The organism is Halomonas sp. GFAJ-1 (assembly GCF_000236625.2).
Taxonomy (GTDB): domain Bacteria; phylum Pseudomonadota; class Gammaproteobacteria; order Pseudomonadales; family Halomonadaceae; genus Vreelandella.
Window position 1 is genome coordinate 45,499 of the sequence record NZ_AHBC01000030.1, and the last position, 16,440, is coordinate 61,938.

At 52.1% G+C, this 16,440-nt stretch carries 15 protein-coding genes and 2 tRNA genes; 3 read left to right on the forward strand and 14 right to left on the reverse strand.

Annotated features, from left to right (window positions below):
• The 6 genes from odhB to sdhC all read right to left on the reverse strand — a co-directional run bounded on the left by odhB (position 1) and on the right by sdhC (position 8,018).
• A complete protein-coding gene (gene odhB / locus MOY_RS08910; protein WP_009098828.1) occupies positions 1-1,572 on the reverse strand; it encodes a 2-oxoglutarate dehydrogenase complex dihydrolipoyllysine-residue succinyltransferase in 1,572 nt (523 codons plus the stop codon).
• A 38-nt stretch (positions 1,573-1,610) separates the two neighbouring features.
• Complete coding sequence (locus MOY_RS08915) at positions 1,611-4,445, reverse strand: 2-oxoglutarate dehydrogenase E1 component (RefSeq protein ID WP_009098830.1); 2,835 nt, start codon at positions 4,443-4,445, stop codon at positions 1,611-1,613.
• A 340-nt stretch (positions 4,446-4,785) separates the two neighbouring features.
• Positions 4,786-5,496 carry a succinate dehydrogenase iron-sulfur subunit gene (locus tag MOY_RS08920; RefSeq protein WP_009098832.1) on the reverse strand — a complete coding sequence of 237 codons (711 nt, stop codon included), beginning with the start codon at positions 5,494-5,496 and terminating at the stop codon, positions 4,786-4,788.
• Between the two features lie 27 nt (positions 5,497-5,523).
• The gene (gene sdhA / locus MOY_RS08925) at positions 5,524-7,296 is read right to left on the reverse strand and encodes a succinate dehydrogenase flavoprotein subunit (RefSeq protein ID WP_009098834.1); all 1,773 of its coding nucleotides are present in this window, start codon (positions 7,294-7,296) and stop codon (positions 5,524-5,526) included.
• A gap of 3 nt (positions 7,297-7,299) precedes the next feature.
• Complete coding sequence (gene sdhD, locus MOY_RS08930) at positions 7,300-7,647, reverse strand: succinate dehydrogenase, hydrophobic membrane anchor protein (RefSeq protein WP_009098836.1); 348 nt, start codon at positions 7,645-7,647, stop codon at positions 7,300-7,302.
• A complete protein-coding gene (gene sdhC, locus MOY_RS08935) occupies positions 7,641-8,018 on the reverse strand; it encodes a succinate dehydrogenase, cytochrome b556 subunit (protein ID WP_202813486.1) in 378 nt (125 codons plus the stop codon). The genes sdhD and sdhC overlap by 7 nt, the downstream gene beginning before the upstream one ends.
• 489 nt (positions 8,019-8,507) lie before the next feature.
• Here sdhC and gltA point away from each other — a divergent pair, with 489 nt between their 5' ends.
• On the forward strand, positions 8,508-9,794 hold the full coding sequence (gltA, locus tag MOY_RS08940; protein ID WP_009098840.1) for a citrate synthase: 1,287 nt from the start codon (positions 8,508-8,510) through the stop codon (positions 9,792-9,794).
• Between the two features lie 122 nt (positions 9,795-9,916).
• Complete coding sequence (locus tag MOY_RS08945; RefSeq protein ID WP_009098842.1) at positions 9,917-10,798, forward strand: NAD(P)-dependent oxidoreductase; 882 nt, start codon at positions 9,917-9,919, stop codon at positions 10,796-10,798.
• A gap of 368 nt (positions 10,799-11,166) precedes the next feature.
• On the opposite strand, the gene MOY_RS08950 is transcribed toward MOY_RS08945, so the two are convergent.
• From MOY_RS08950 to gltX, 3 genes are all read right to left on the reverse strand, one after another.
• Positions 11,167-11,242: transfer RNA gene (locus MOY_RS08950), tRNA-Glu, on the reverse strand.
• A gap of 36 nt (positions 11,243-11,278) precedes the next feature.
• Positions 11,279-11,354 (reverse strand) — tRNA-Ala (locus MOY_RS08955).
• A 116-nt stretch (positions 11,355-11,470) separates the two neighbouring features.
• On the reverse strand, positions 11,471-12,949 hold the full coding sequence (gene gltX, locus MOY_RS08960) for a glutamate--tRNA ligase (RefSeq protein ID WP_009098843.1): 1,479 nt from the start codon (positions 12,947-12,949) through the stop codon (positions 11,471-11,473).
• Positions 12,950-13,247: 298 nt separating this feature from the next.
• Here gltX and MOY_RS08965 point away from each other — a divergent pair, with 298 nt between their 5' ends.
• The gene (locus MOY_RS08965; RefSeq protein ID WP_009098845.1) at positions 13,248-13,772 is read left to right on the forward strand and encodes a helix-turn-helix domain-containing protein; all 525 of its coding nucleotides are present in this window, start codon (positions 13,248-13,250) and stop codon (positions 13,770-13,772) included.
• 20 nt (positions 13,773-13,792) lie between these two features.
• Here the strand turns inward: MOY_RS08965 and MOY_RS08970 are convergent, their stop codons facing one another.
• The 5 genes from MOY_RS08970 to MOY_RS16925 all read right to left on the reverse strand — a co-directional run.
• The gene (locus MOY_RS08970; protein ID WP_009098846.1) at positions 13,793-14,374 is read right to left on the reverse strand and encodes a hypothetical protein; all 582 of its coding nucleotides are present in this window, start codon (positions 14,372-14,374) and stop codon (positions 13,793-13,795) included.
• 374 nt (positions 14,375-14,748) lie between these two features.
• Positions 14,749-15,111 carry a helix-turn-helix domain-containing protein gene (locus MOY_RS08975; protein WP_009098849.1) on the reverse strand — a complete coding sequence of 121 codons (363 nt, stop codon included), beginning with the start codon at positions 15,109-15,111 and terminating at the stop codon, positions 14,749-14,751.
• A 44-nt stretch (positions 15,112-15,155) separates the two neighbouring features.
• On the reverse strand, positions 15,156-15,302 hold the full coding sequence (locus MOY_RS08980) for a type II toxin-antitoxin system RelE family toxin (RefSeq protein WP_193391960.1): 147 nt from the start codon (positions 15,300-15,302) through the stop codon (positions 15,156-15,158).
• 325 nt (positions 15,303-15,627) lie between these two features.
• A complete protein-coding gene (locus MOY_RS08985; protein WP_009098850.1) occupies positions 15,628-16,224 on the reverse strand; it encodes a YajG family lipoprotein in 597 nt (198 codons plus the stop codon).
• Between the two features lie 92 nt (positions 16,225-16,316).
• The coding region (locus MOY_RS16925) for an IS3 family transposase (protein ID WP_139029306.1) at positions 16,317-16,440 on the reverse strand (124 nt) is incomplete at its 5' end.

Consider the following 16,440-nt stretch of genomic DNA (forward strand, 5'->3'; position numbering starts at 1 on the left):
TTAAACGTCCAGCAACAGGCGTGCAGGATCTTCAAGTAACTCTTTGATAGTTACCAGGAAACGCACTGCGTCTTTACCATCAATCATACGGTGGTCGTACGAGAGCGCCAGGTACATCATTGGGCGAATCTCGACCTTACCGTTTACCGCCATCGGGCGATCCTGAATCTTATGCATGCCCAGAATTGCGGTTTGTGGCGGGTTGATGATCGGCGTCGACATCAGCGAGCCGAAGGTACCACCGTTAGTGATAGTAAAGGTGCCGCCGATCATGTCGTCCATGCCCAGCTTGCCGTCACGACCACGCTTACCGAAGTCCATGATGGTCCGCTCGACATCGGCAATTTTCATGCTGTCAGTATCACGTAGTACCGGAACCACCAAACCGCGATCAGTAGATACAGCAACGCCGATATCTTGATAGCCGTGGTATACAATGTCGGTACCGTCGATAGAGGCGTTGACATCCGGGAAGCGCTTGAGCGCTTCAGAAGCGGCTTTAACAAAGAAGCCCATGAAGCCCAGCTTAATATCGTGAGCTTTTAAGAACGTATCTTTGTACTGAGCACGCAAGGCCATGATTTCGGTCATGTCCACTTCATTATACGTGGTCAGCATGGCAGCGGTTTGCTGGGCCTGAACCAAGCGCTTGGCAATGGTTTGACGCAAACGGCTCATGGGCACGCGTTTTTCGACACGCTCGCCTTCCGTTACCGAGGCTGTGGCCGTAGCGGCTTTTGCCGGCGCAGCAGACTTCGCCGCCTTCTTAGCAGTGCCATCGTTAACTGCTTTTTGCACGTCTTCTTTCAAGATACGGCCACCTTTGCCGGTACCTTCGATCTTGGCAACGTCTAAATCATGCTCGGCAACCATTTTACGTGCCGCCGGGGCGAGAATTTTATCACCCACTTTCTCATCACCCGCACCATCATCCGCTGATGCCTCAGGAGTCTTATCGGCAGCAGTGCTTGCCTCTCCTCCTGCGCCTTCAGCAAAGATAGCCAGAACCGCTTCAGATTCAACTTGGCTGCCCTCTTCGGCTTTAATTTCAGCCAAGGCGCCATCAGCGGGGGCAACCACTTCAAGCACAACTTTATCGGTTTCGATATCGGCTAGCACTTCATCGCGCTTAACCGCTTCGCCTACCTTCTTGTGCCAAGTCGCCACGGTGCCTTCCTGAATAGATTCAGGGAAGCTCGGTGCTTTTACATCATGCTTTTTACCACCGCCGTTGCCACCGTTGGCTTTCTTTTCAGCGGTTTTTTCTTCGGACTTCTCTTCTGACGTTTTCGCACTGTCGCCAGAAGATTTGTCTTCTTTGCTGCTTGATGCACTGGCTTCGCCAATTTTGCCCAATACCTGCTCAGACTCGACGGTTTCGCCCTCTTCAGCCATTACGTCGGTCAAGGTACCCGCTTCCGGTGCGACGACTTCGAGCACCACTTTATCGGTTTCGATTTCAACAATCAGTTCGTCACGTTCGACGCTGTCACCCGGCTTTTTATGCCACGCAGCAACAGTGCCCTCGGCAACGGATTCCGGAAAGGTTGGCGCTTTGATATCAATAGCCATGTCGTTTCCCTTATATGTTCTCTAAATCTGATGGGCGCTTATAGGTTAAAAGCGTCTTCCACCAGCTGGCGCTGCTGTTCAGTGTGGACGGACATATAGCCTGCTGCCGGAGCAGCCGAGGCAGGACGTCCTGCAAATTTCAACTCACGTCCAAAGCCATCTTTAAGTATATCGGCTACGGCACGCATGTGGTGCTGACTGGAGTACCAGGCGCCTTGGTTCAACGGCTCTTCCTGACACCACACAATGTCTTCCACATTGGCATACGCCTGGAGCACATCCAGAAGCTCTTCTTTCGGGAAGGGATAGAGCTGCTCAAGACGAATAATCGCCGTATCGTTACGCTCGTTTTCAGCACGCCAGTTAGCTAAATCGTAGTACACCTTACCGGCGCACATGATCACGCGAGTGACCTGCTCAGCCGCAAGCTCTGCCTGATCCGGCAATACCATGTTGAACTTGCCATGGGCAAGGTCTTCAAGGCTGGACACAGCGTCTTTATGGCGTAAGAGCGACTTAGGCGACATTACGATCAGCGGTTTACGCAGTGGGCGAATTACCTGGCGACGCAGCAGGTGGTAAATCTGCGCCGGTGTGGTAGGCACACATACCTGCATATTGTGCTCAGCACACAGTTGCAAGAAGCGCTCCAGACGCGCAGAGGAGTGCTCTGGCCCTTGGCCTTCGTAGCCATGCGGCAGCAGCATGGTTAAACCACACAGGCGACCCCACTTGGTTTCACCCGAGGAGATGAACTGGTCGACCACTACCTGGGCACCGTTGAAGAAGTCACCAAACTGGGCTTCCCAAATGACTAGATGATTCGGTGCGGTAGTAGCGTAACCGTATTCAAACGCTAGCACGGCTTCTTCGGAAAGGAAGGAGTCGTGGATAGTAAAACGCGGCTGACTGTCGGCCATGTTTTGCAGCGGTACGTAGGTAGAACCATCTTTCTGGTTATGTACCACCGCATGACGATGCGAGAAGGTACCGCGACCAACGTCCTGACCCGTGATACGAATCGGGTGGCCTTGATCAAGCAACGTGGCGTAAGCAAGGGTTTCAGCGAAGCCCCAGTTAAGCCCCATGCCACCCGCCTGCATCTTACGGCGATCTTCGTAAATCTTAGCCACTTGGCGCTGTACATCGACCCCGTCAGGAATCTCGCACATTTTTGCCGCGAGCTGCTGCAGACGCTTCATATCAAAGGTAGTGTCTGCGTCGCCGCTCCACTCATGCCCCAGGTACGGTGCCCAATCCACGAATAGCGTGGTGTTAGGCTCTTGAACCAGCGCATTGGCAACGTGATTACCTGCCACTAAGTCATCGCGATAGGTTTCGACCATCGCTTTAGCGTCTTCTTCAGAAATAACGCCCTGCTCGACCAACCGCTTGGCATACAAAGTACGCGAGGAGGCGTGGTCTTTGATTTTGGCGTACATCATCGGCTGGGTGCCTGACGGCTCGTCGGCTTCATTATGGCCGCGACGGCGATAGCACACCAGGTCGATCACCACGTCTTTCTTGAACTGCTGGCGGTAATCCAGCGCCACTTGGGTCGCGTGAATGACAGCATCGGGGTCATCGCCGTTAACGTGGAAAATCGGCGCCTGAACCATTTTGGCGATATCGGTACAGTATTCAGTAGAACGTGAATCCAGCGGGTTCGATGTTGTGAAACCCACCTGGTTGTTAATCACGATATGAACCGTGCCGCCGGTTTTGTAAGCGCGGGTTTGAGACATCTGGAATGTCTCCATAACCACGCCCTGTCCAGCAAAGGCAGCATCACCATGAACGTTGATTGGCAGTACTTTGCTGCCCTCTTCGTCATTGCGGCGGTCTTGACGTGCACGCACCGAGCCTTCAACTACCGGCGCCACAATTTCCAGGTGCGACGGGTTGAAAGACATGGCCAAGTGGACTTCACCACCAGGGGACATGACGTTAGAACTAAAGCCCTGGTGGTATTTAACGTCGCCAGAACCACGCTCAATCACTTTTTTGCCATCGAACTCGTCGATCAAGTCAGTTGGGTTTTTACCCAGAATATTGACCAACAGGTTGAGGCGACCGCGGTGAGCCATACCGATAACGACTTCTTTAGTGCCATAACCACCGGCACGCTGGATGAGTTCGTCCATCATCGGAACAAATGATTCGCCGCCTTCCAAACCAAAACGTTTGGTGCCTGGGTATTTAGACGCCAGGTAATTTTCCAAACCTTCAGCAGCGGTTAAGCGCTCAAGTATATGCTTGCGCACGTCATCGCTAAATTTGGGGGCACTGCGAACCGACTCAAAACGCCGCTGCAGCCAGCGTTTCTCTTCGGTATCAACGATGTGCATGATCTCGCAGCCGATGGAGCGGCAATACGTCTGCTCCAGCGCATCGACGATTACACGCAGCGGCGCTTTATCGATACCTAAGAAAAACGAACCGGTCTGGAACTCGGTGTCTAGATCAGCTTTTGAGAGCTGATGGAACGACAAGTCGAGGTCGGGAATGGGGGTGGGATTACGCAGCCCTAGCGGGTCGATATTAGCCTTCTGATGACCACGGAAGCGATAGGCGTTAATCAGCTGCAGGACTTTCACCTGCTTTTTGTTTTCACCACTATCAACAGTGGCGACCACCTGCCCAGGACGGCTTTCCCGGCCTAGCTGGTAGAACTGATCACGAATCGGACTTAGTGGAACATCGTGGGAGGCACTGCCCTCAGAACGCGGCAGCTGGTCAAAATAGCTGCGCCACTCGTCAGGGACAGAATCGGGATCGGCGAGGTACTGCTCATAAAGCGCTTCCACGTAGTGGACATTGCCGCCACTAACGTGAGAAGAACGCCACATTAAATCCATTATGCCTTGTTGCATCTCTCGGTCACCCTGCACTGATGGGGTGGTATCGGCATCGCTGCACTAGCGCAACGACATCGCTATTGCCCTGCCGGCGGGGCGGGACATTTGCCGGCGGCGCCGACCGGAGGCCGGAAGCCCTGTTCATCGTACGTTTTTCATGACGCGCTATTTTATTATCAGTTCATGCTCAAAAGCCGGCACTTCCAGCACCGGCTTTTAAGCTTGACTCATCATGGGGTGCGACGCGTCGCCGCACAACATGATAGCCCCTATGATAACAAGCGAAGCGCCACGATTTAAGTAGCTTTGTAGCTGAACTTAAGTGGCACTCGCTTTTTTCTCATACTTTAGGCATTTACGTAGCGTCTGCCAGCAACATTTCGCGAATCTTACCAATTGCGCGGGTCGGATTCAGCCCTTTTGGACAAACCGCAACGCAATTCATGATACCGCGGCAGCGGAAAACGGAGAACGGGTCTTCCAGACTGGTCAAGCGCTCGCGTGTTGCCGTATCCCGTGTATCGGCCAGGAAGCGGTAAGACTGCAACAAACCCGCCGGGCCGACAAAGCGTTCCGGGTTCCACCAGAATGATGGGCAAGACGTCGAACAGCAAGCACACAGAATACACTCGTACAGACCGTCTAGCTTATCGCGCTCTTCCGGTGATTGCAGACGCTCAATGGCCGGTGCCGGGGTATCGTTCTGCAGGTACGGCTGAATGCGCTCGTACTGCTTATAGAACAGCCCCATATCGACAACCATATCGCGAATAACCGGCAGGCCAGGCAGCGGACGCAGGGTCAGCTTGTTGTTTTTCACAACGTCTGACAGCGGCGTGATACATGCCAAGCCGTTTTTGCCGTTCATATTCATGCCATCGGAACCACATACGCCTTCACGGCAGCTGCGACGAAACGCCAGTCCGCTATCCTGCTCTTTCATCAGGTGCAGAACATCTAGCACCATCAGATCGCGGCCCTTAGTATCAACCTGAAACTCCTGCATGTAAGGCGCGGAGTCGGTTTCCGGATTGTAACGGTATACGGATACCTGAAGATTGGACATGGTGACTCCCTCTCGTCAATGCGGAGATTAGTAGGTACGAACCTTAGGCTCGAAGGTATCAACGGTTTTCGGCTTAAAGTTGACGTCGCGCTGCTTCAGCACTTTCGTTGCTGGGAAGTAGAGCGAGTGCTTCAGCCAGTTGACATCATCACGGTCAGGATAGTCGTAGCGCGAGTGAGCACCACGGCTCTCTTTACGCTCTAGGGCAGCAATCGCCGTTGCTTCCGCCACTTCCATCAAGTTATCAAGCTCCAGTGCTTCAACACGCGCGGTGTTAAAGGCATTGGACTTGTCTGGAAGGTGCGCGTTGGCAATACGGGCGCGCAGCTCATCCAGCTTTTTGACACCGTCTTGCATGTTTTTCTCTTCACGGAATACACCGAAAGAGTTCTGCATGATGTCTTGTAGCTCAGCTTTGAGCTCGGGGATGCTTTCACCGCCTTCTGATTCGTTCCAGCGCGTGATGCGTTTCATGGCTGATTCGATGTCAGACTCAGAGGCATCCAGATACTCAATACCTTCGTTCAGAGCGCCTTCGATAAACATACCCGCTGCACGACCGAACACGACCAGATCAAGCAGGGAGTTACCGCCCAGACGGTTAGCACCGTGAACCGACACACACGCCGCTTCACCACACGCAAACAGACCGTTAACGATATGATCTTTGCCATTCTCGTCTTGGGTAATCGCCTGGCCATGAACGTTGGTTGGAATGCCGCCCATCATGTAGTGGCAAGTAGGCACGACCGGGATTGGATCTTTAGCAGGGTCAACGTGAGCAAAGGTTTTAGATAGCTCAACGATACCCGGCAAACGCTTACCTAGGACGTCTTCGCCCAAGTGATCAAGCTTCAAGAAGACGTGATCGCCTTTATCGCCACAGCCGCGGCCTTCCAAAATCTCCATCACCATGGAGCGGGCTACAACGTCACGGCCTGCCAAATCTTTGGCATTCGGCGCGTAACGCTCCATGAAGCGCTCGCCATCTTTATTGACTAAGTAACCACCTTCACCACGGCAACCTTCCGTTACCAAGGTGCCCGCACCGTAAATGCCGGTCGGGTGGAACTGCCACATTTCCATATCCTGCATCGGGAAGCCAGCGCGTAGCGCCATGCCGATACCGTCGCCTGTATTGATCAGAGCGTTAGTAGTAGAGGCATAAATACGACCTGCACCGCCGGTCGCCAGTACGGTGGCTTTCGATTTAACGTGGACAACTTCGCCAGTCTCGATGCACATGGCGATACAACCCACCACATCACCGTTAGCATTTTTCACCAGATCAACCGCGTACCACTCGTTCAAGAACGTAGTGTTGTTCTTAAGGTTGTTCTGGTAAAGCGTGTGCAGTAGCGCGTGACCGGTACGGTCAGCTGCCGCACAAGTACGTGCCGCCTGGCCGCCTTCACCAAAGTTCTTTGACTGACCACCAAACGGGCGTTGATAAATACGGCCGTTATCGAAGCGAGAGAACGGCAGCCCCATGTGCTCAAGCTCAAATACCGCTTTTGGGCCTTCAGAACACATGTACTCAGCCGCGTCCTGGTCAGCGATGTAGTCGCCGCCTTTAACGGTGTCGTACATGTGCCAGCGCCAATCATCATTTGGGTCAGCTGATGCAATCGCGCAGGTAATACCGCCCTGGGCAGAAACGGTGTGAGAGCGCGTCGGGAACACTTTGGACAGAACCGCTGTCTTTTTACCGGACTTAGCCAGCTCTAAAGCAGCACGCAGGCCAGAGCCACCGCCACCCACAATGATGGCGTCAAACGTCAGGCTACGAAGGTTAGACATGTATCAAGCTCCCCACAGAATTTGAATGCCCCACACCAGGTATACGAAGATGGCCAGAATAATCAGCGTCTGGACACCTACGCGCAGGCGAGTGGACTTGAGATAATCGGTGGTGACAGTCCACAAACCGATCCAGGCGTGTGCTGCAATGGAGATAAACGCCAGCAGCGAGAAGATACGCATCCACGTTTGGCTGAACAGTCCGCTCCAGGCGTAGTAATCCAGGTTCGGATTGAACAACAAATAAGCGACTATAAAGACCGTATAAAGGGCCAGGATAACCGCAGAAACCCGCTGCATTAGCCAATCAGAAAGCCCGCTGCGGCCAAAGCTAGTGATGTTAGTTACCATACCCAGACTCCTGCCAAAATGATCAGAACGGCACTAACCACGACAGTGATCTGTGCTTTTTTCACACCACCTTCAAGGGTTACGCCAATATCAGCATCCATTAACAGGTGTTTGATACCTGCGACAAAATGGAATGCTAAAGCGGACAACAACCCCCAAGCGATGAACTTGGCAAAAAAATTGTTGGCCAGCGCACTGCTGACGGCATCGAAGCCAGCCGGAGATGATAGGGATTTACCCAGCGCCCAAAAAGCGAAAATCAGGCCAACGAACAGGATGACACCCGTGATACGGTGTGTAATCGACGTTAGCGCCGGAAGTGGGAAATGTATCGTATTTAAATCTAAGTTTACGGGTCGTTTGCTATTCACGGCGTTGTACACACTCTCTTGGCCCGCTCTGCGACTGTTCGGGCATGGCCCGAGCGGGCAGTGATTGCTGGAAGGGGCTCGGCCGTCGCCAAGTCGAGCACGACCACCTGCCTGCCGGTCGCGCGCCGTGGATTATAAGAACCTTAGCCCCCGCTGACAAACTGAACTCAGGCTAGACTCGACCATGGTGCAAGATGATTACCACCAAACCGAGTCGATTTTGCGTTGCAGCATAGCTATAGTGACAGGAGTTTGACGGTTTGATAAGTCTCCTAACTTATCGTCAACTCACTGGCACTTCTATAGTATAAACTGCCTAAACATCATATACAGAAATTATTCATAACAACAACATTTGTACAACCAATGACTGGCGAATAGGCTAATTGACAAAATGTTGCACGCTTCTATAGTGGGCAGGCCTTTTCGCCGGCGCGGTAAGCGAAACAACGACTTTACGTCCCAAACCGAATTCGAAAGGAGGCCAGCATGGCTGACAGGAAAGCGACATTGACGGTAGACGGTTTAGAAAAACCGATCGATCTACCCATGTATTCCGGCACACTTGGCCCCGACGTCATCGACGTACGCGGCTTAGGTGCTGAAGGCCTGTTTACCTACGACCCCGGCTTCATGGCCACTTCTTCCTGCCAGTCCGCAATCACCTATATTGATGGCGGCAAGGGCGTACTGCTTCACCGCGGCTACCCCATTGACCAGCTGGCTAAAGAATCTAACTTTGTCGAAGTTTGCTACACCCTACTTTTCGGTGAGCTACCCGACGACGAGCAGTACGCTGATTTCGAATCGCGCATTCGCAATCACACCATGGTCCACGACCAGATCAACAACTTCTTCAAGGGATTCCGCCGCGACGCGCACCCTATGTCGATCTTGTGTGGCGTGGTGGGTGGCTTAGCTGCTTTCTACCACGACCATATGGACATTACCCAAGAAGAAGATCGCGTCATTAGCGCCGTTCGCCTCATTGCGAAAATGCCTACTCTGGCTGCAATGTCGCACAAATATAATGTTGGTCAGCCCTTTAACTATCCGCGCAACGACCTGAGCTATGCAGAGAACTTCCTCTACATGATGTTCAGCAACCCGTGCGAAGAGTACAAAATCAACCCGGTATACGCGAAAGCCATGGACCGCATCTTTATGCTGCATGCGGACCACGAGCAAAACGCCTCTACTTCTACCGTTCGCTTAGCAGGCTCTACCGGCGCTAACCCGTTTGCCTGTATCAGCGCTGGTATCGCCGCACTGTGGGGCCCAGCCCACGGCGGAGCAAACGAAGCTGTACTGAATATGCTAGATGAGATCGGCGACGACTCTGAAGAGAACATTCAGCGCTTTGTCGATAAAGCGAAAGATAAAGATGACCCGTTCAAGCTGATGGGCTTTGGTCACCGCGTTTATCGCAACTTCGACCCGCGTGCCAAGGTAATGAAAGAGACCTGCGACGAAGTACTCGAAGAGCTAGGCATGGCTGACGATCCGCAGCTTAAAATTGCCAAGCGGCTTGAGCAGATCGCCCTGGAAGATGAATACTTCATTGAGCGCAAGCTTTACCCGAACGTTGATTTCTATTCGGGCATCATCCTCAAGGCAATGGGCATTCCTACCAATATGTTCACCGTTATTTTTGCGGTATCCCGGACGATTGGCTGGATTTCTCATTGGCACGAAATGCTCAGCGAAAGCTACAAAATTGGTCGCCCGCGCCAGCTCTATATTGGCCATGACCAGCGTGACTATCCTAAAAAATAAATCTGTAGCCGTCAGGCGGATTTATAGGATGATGAAAGGCCACCTTCGGGTGGCCTTTTGCGTATATTTCGCCACCCACTTATTGATATCGACAAAACCGACATCCACAAGAAAGGTGCTCTATGAAGACCATCAAAACCGTCGCCTTTATTGGCTTAGGCGTTATGGGCTACCCCATGGCAGGCCACCTCGCGAAACAGGGCTTAACCACTCGCGCGTATAACCGCACTTATAGCAAAGCTGAAGCGTGGGCCAAGGAACACGGCGGGACTGCCCATGCTACACCTAAAGAAGCCGCTGAAGGCGCAGACCTGGTGCTGGTATGCGTGGGTAACGACGACGACGTAAGACAAGTCACCACCGGCGTTGACGGCGTATTAAGCACTATGGCCAGCGGCAGCATTCTAGTTGACCACACTACCGCTTCTGCGGATTTGGCGTTAGAGCTAGATAATGCTTGCCGCGAGAAAGGCGTCGCCTTTCTAGACGCGCCTGTCTCAGGCGGCCAGCAAGGCGCTGAAAATGGCGCGCTGACGGTTATGTGCGGCGGTGAACAGCACCATTTTGATGCCGTAGCGCCTGTTCTCAACCACTATGCCAAGGCCGTCACATTGATGGGGCCTGCTAGCAGTGGCCAGCTCACCAAAATGGTTAACCAGATCTGCATTGCCGGTTTAGTACAAGGTCTTTCCGAAGGCCTGCATTTTGCTGAACAGGCAGGTCTTGATCAGCAACAGGTCATCGACGTTATCTCAAAAGGTGCCGCGGGTTCCTGGCAAATGGATAATCGCCACAAAACCATGATTGCCGATGAGTATAACCATGGCTTCGCAGTGAACTGGATGCGCAAGGATTTAGGCATTTGCCTAGAGCAAGCGCGTCGCCTGGATGCCACCCTTCCCGTCACCGCCCTGGTCGATCAATTCTATGCGGATGTGCAGCGCATGGAGGGCGGCCGGTGGGACACGTCGTCACTTTTAAAGCGGCTACGAAAACCAGAATAACGCTTGACTTTTTAGCGGCTCGGTCTTGAAAAGGGTTTTCCACACTATCTGTGGATAACCCTGTTCACAACCACTAGAAAACGTCCCACAATCGCCATGAACAGTGACCCAGCCTTAAATTGGTCATTTTTTAACCTAACGTAAGCCATTGATTTTATAGATTTTAATTTAAATCGCTGATTTTTTAGGCTAACAACAAGGGGTTGTGCACAACCCCTTCGCTAGAATCGCAAAAGTGGACAAGTCAAGCACAAAATCACTCAAAAAGAGGCTGATATAGGGTAGAAACACAAATGACAGGCAAGAAAAAATGCCAACTAACAGGTAAGGACCCGTTGGCAGATTAACAGAGCAAGAAATGTAGGAGGTGGCGTCCCATAGGGGGTTCGAACCCCTGTTACCGCCGTGAAAGGGCGGTGTCCTAGACCACTAGACGAATGGGACGTATCTAACCTTGAAATGACGCGCGATGCTCGTTATTGGTGGAGCCTAGCGGGATCGAACCGCTGACCTCAACACTGCCAGTGTTGCGCTCTCCCAGCTGAGCTAAGGCCCCACATGTCGTTAAGACGGAGCGTATAATACTGATTAAGCTGATCTTCGTCAACCCTATTGCTCACCAGAAAGCGCCAAACTCGCCCAACCAGCGGAGTTTGGCGCTTCCCAACAGGCTTACAGCTCGCGATACTCCTTTTCGAAGCGTTTAGCTTGCTTCTTGGATACGCCACCTAATACTTCAAGCGCATTTCGAAGCCGTGCACGGGTGACATCCGACCCCAAAATCGCCATAGCATCCATCACAGAGGTACTTGACGAGCTGCCCGTAATGGCAATAAAGACCGGCGCTAAGAAAGCCTTCATTTTTAGCTCAAAATGCTCTGCTAACGCTTTCACTTCAGCTAACAATGCCTCTTTATCCCAGCCAGGCACCGTTTCAAAACGCCATACCAAGAACTGCAGCAACTTCACCAGCGTTTCTTTATCGAGTTTAACGCTGTCAAAGTCATCTTCTGTTAAGGCGGGCAATCCTGAGAAGAAGTGACCTGCCAGCGGCACCACCTGCGAGAGCGTTTCAACTCGCGGGCGTACCTGGGGTAGAATTTGCTTCACATAGGCATCATTAAACGCCCATTCGCGCAGTGCTTGGAGCAGCGCATCGTCGTCCAGGTCTTCACGAATGTAGACGCCGTTTAACCAAGTCAACTTTTCCAAATCGAACACCGGCCCACCCAGCGATACTCGCTGAATATCAAACTCCGCCATCATATCGGATAGGCTGAACTTCTCCCGCTCATCCGGCATCGACCAGCCCATGCGCCCCAGGTAGTTGGTTACCGCTTGGGGAAGGAACCCCATGCGTCGGTAGTAGTTAATCGACGTTGGGTTCTTACGCTTGGAAAGTTTGGATTTATCCGGGTTACGCAACAGCGGCATATGGCAAAGCTCAGGCATTTCCCAGCCAAAGTACTCATATAAAAGCTGGTGCTTCGGCGCTGAGTTAATCCACTCTTCCCCACGTAACACATGGGTAATGCCCATCAAATGGTCATCCACCACGTTAGCAAGGTGGTAAGTAGGCATACCGTCTGATTTAAGTAGAATTTGCGCATCCACTTGCGCCCACTCAACCTCAATAGCCCCGCGAAGCATATCCTTTACAACACACACGCCAGTGCTAGGTACGTTCATGCGCACCACATAGGGCCAATTCTCTTGCTCGCGGCGCGCCTGCTCGTCTGCATCTAGCGCTAGATCAACGGGCTTTAGCGCCAACTGCATCCCAGCCGCTTTACGGGCCTCTCGCAGTTCATCAAGCTCTTCACTGGTGCGATAACATTTAAATGCATGACCGGCATCTAGCAATTGCTGCGAATACTGGGCGTAAATATCCCCACGCTCGCTTTGACGGTACGGGCCGTGGGGGCCGCCAACATCCGGGCCTTCATCCCACTCAAGGCCCAGCCAGCGCAGAGAATCCAAAATCATCTGCTCCGACTCAGGCGTAGAACGCACCCGATCCGTATCTTCAATACGCAAAATGAACTGCCCGCCGTGTTGGCGCGCAAAACAGAGATTAAACAGCGCGATGTAAGCAGTGCCTACATGGGGGTCGCCCGTAGGAGAAGGTGCGATACGCGTACGTACGGTCATCAAATTATCCTTTTGCAATTAAGCGTGGCGACATTATACGCACCCTTTAGCTAACCAACAGTATCCTTCAGGGAACGAGTTTCCCTTAAAAGCGTCAGATCGAATGCTTAAGAGTAATAGATTGCAAGATGCGCGTTAAAGCACAATCGCTTAGTATGGCGCTGTACCTATGATTCGTGTTCATGTTTGAAAATGAGACACACTATTTAGTAGACCATTTTTAGCATGTCCAGAGCGCCACCGTAAGCGGTGGAAGTACATCCAACGAGCTTTTTAAGCTCATCGATAGGAAGATGAAATGGAATCGCTAGGCTCACGTATCAAGCAACTGCGGCTTAGGGCCAAGCTCAACAAAGCTGCCCTTGCACGTAAAGTTGGCGTATCAGATGTCACTATTTCCTATTGGGAGTCTGGTGCGATCAAGCAGATTGGCCATGAGCGCTTAGTGGCGCTTGCCGATGCTCTTGATTGCTCTTTGGCTACCCTTTTGGAAGGTGATAGCGCGCCGCAACTTTTAACGTTGACTCACACTGGCCCCCTCCCCTGGGAACAAGTGCAAGCAACCACGATTACGGTACCCAGCCACCTGCCGTTGAAAATTGACTGGAAAGCACCGTGTGTCATGGCAACCCCCGCTAGCAATACGGATTTTTCGCCGGTTGCAGCCGGTGACTTACTGCTGCTAGGCCCAACACACGTGTTTCATAAAGCAGGACATTACCTTATTCAGCGTGATGAACGCTTTATCATTGAGCACTTTTCAAAAGCGCCCAGTGATACGGCCATTCACGCTGTACTGTTAGCCCATTGGTGCCCTGCCTAAAGCATCTTATCCCTAGATCCTTAATTTTCTTCAACAATGATCACCTGGTCACGCGTGCGTCTTGGTTCACTCCCCACCAAGAAGCGGCGTGAGTAGGTGGCCACCTGCCCCAAGCCATGGCGGGACTGGCTCACAAGCTCTCCCGTCAGGTGCTCTCCTTGGGCGCCAATGCGCGCTTGAACTTCCCTAGGCTGCACGCTGGCTTCTGAAAGCTGAACTCGAACAATGTAGCCGCCATCGGGCAAACCGCTCCCAGAACCAAAAGGCCCAGCACCGAACTGCCCATCCATAACACTTGTGCGAGACTGCCAACGTACACGACTTATCTCACGCTCAATGGTTACCTGAACCTGAGCGCCGTCCGGCAGATTTGTCTCGCCCTCGACCATCAAGCGGCGATCGGTGCGCAGCGAAGCTTTAGTGGAAATAGCCACCTCTAAAGGCTCGACGGCCTCAACCACCTCTTCAGGCTGCTGCGGTGCGGCCTCTTCGCTCACCGCCTCAGGCTGCACCTCTGTCTGCTCCTCTTCCTGGCCACCGCAACCTGCCAGTAGCAAGGCACTCACTAGCACGATACTGATGCCACCTAGTGTTTTATGCATAGAGACTCCTCAACAGCGAAACCCAAGCTTACCACCGCCTAACATTTACCACAGCGATTTAGACCGCAAAACACGCAAAGTGCTGCAGGGGTTCTAACGAAAGGGTTATTTCTGTGGTGGCTGGCAGTCCTATTCCCGAGACTACCTCCAATGACGGCGTTTAGGCACCGGTACGGCGTGAGAGTGAGAGTGAGAGTGAGAGTGAGAGTGAGAGTGAGAAAGCGATTGAAGCGCCATTAATGCAGAAAGGCTTTATCGCCGTTAAAAGGGGGGTGACATCGAACCCACATGAGCGCTACCTACCTTATACTCACTAAAATGCCCCACCATGAAAGATGGGGCACTGTTAATCTATCGTCGAGAAAGAATAACCGCTAGGTTAAGTCACTCAATTCCACATCTAAAGCAGCCGCAATGCGTTTCAGCACACTCAATGAGCCACTCTTTTTGCCTGACTCTATTTCAGAAAGGTAGCCCTGGCTAATGCCTGCTTTTTCCGCCAGCTCTCCAGCACGAAGGCCACGATATTCGCGGTACACCTTCACGGGGGACACGCCTTCCAGTAGCGCATCCACGACCACTTCCGGAAACGACTCTTCACCGCGCGCCACTAGCGCATTGGCTGCGTCGATATCATCCTGATCTTCTAATCGCGCAAGCAAGGCGTAGTACTCCTGCTCAGGCAATACCACCAACCGCTCTCCGGTAGGCGTTTGAATAATTTGAGGGACGCTCATGTGGCCTCCTGTTCATTAACTGTTATCGGTGCGTTATTGGCGCTTTATTGGCAAACACCGCCACGAGCACCGATGTTGATGATATCCAGCACATCGCCGCGCTCATCGATGGTCACCCTCCAGTCACCTACCCGCAGGCGAATATACTCGCTACCCTTCAACGCGCTTTTACGGTGAGTAATCGCTTTCACCACGGCAACTATAGCTAAGGGCGAACAAACTTTTAGCTAACAGCTAAAAACAACCCATAACCATCTACCTGCAGTCATAGTGTAACTCCCCCCACTCACACTCATCGCCGCTTCGCCTTTACTAAACGCCGCCGCAGGTTAGCCGGAGTCAGCCCAGTCGACTCAAAATGGCGTGGCACTTAGCCTGAGGTTAGCGGTGACGGCCAACATTATTGATGAGGAGAATGTGGAAACTCGCTGCGAGCAGACCCTTTCAAATAAAAATGCTGTAAAGGTATTAAAAGCTGACACAAAAAAGCCCGCCGGTTGGCGGGCTGATACGTCTTTATCGTTGCGCACTAAGCAACGCCTCTATAAACAGGGGATCATTAAACAACTCATCCAACGTTTCTTCTATGGCCATTTCGATAGGCCTGGCAAGATTAGACGCCGACTGGTACTGCAACCCTGTATGCTCAGGGTTGACTGAAATCTCTTTACTGAAAAGTACTTCATCAACCTCTGACACTACCTCAACTTGCATCGTTGAATCGGCCACCGCCTTGCCTGAAAACAAGCCGAAGTTCAAATTAGAGTATAGCTCTAAGATTTCACCTTTAATGGTTAAGGGCGCATCACTCTCCACAACAAAACCCCTGGTCAGTAGTTCCTGCTCAATAGCAGCATGCACGGCCTCCTCTACGGGCTCTTCGCTATAGATGGAAGCCATCCCAAAACCAAAGTTATGGCGCTTATTGCTAATACGACGTTGGTCTTCTCGCACATCCTGAACCACAACATTGACCACAACCTGTGAAGCTCCCTCAACAGGAGTAACGCCTGGTTGCGGTTCATAAGCCAGCATATGAGACTCAGGTACGGCCGCACAGCCGTGCAACAGCGCTAATCCAGCTAATACCCCTAGTGTTTTTAACAATTTCATTCGGTTCCCTTATGTCTATGTGTTTAGTTTAATTTTCATGAAGCACGGCAAACCTAACTATCGAATTATTATTATGAATCGCCCCGGATATTCTAGACACCCGTTAGGCTCTTAAAGTAACGCCTTTCATACTCAACCGGTGACAAGTTATCACTTGTGCCGTGTCGGCGCTTTGGGTTGTAAAACATTTCAATATAATTGAACACGTCACATCTA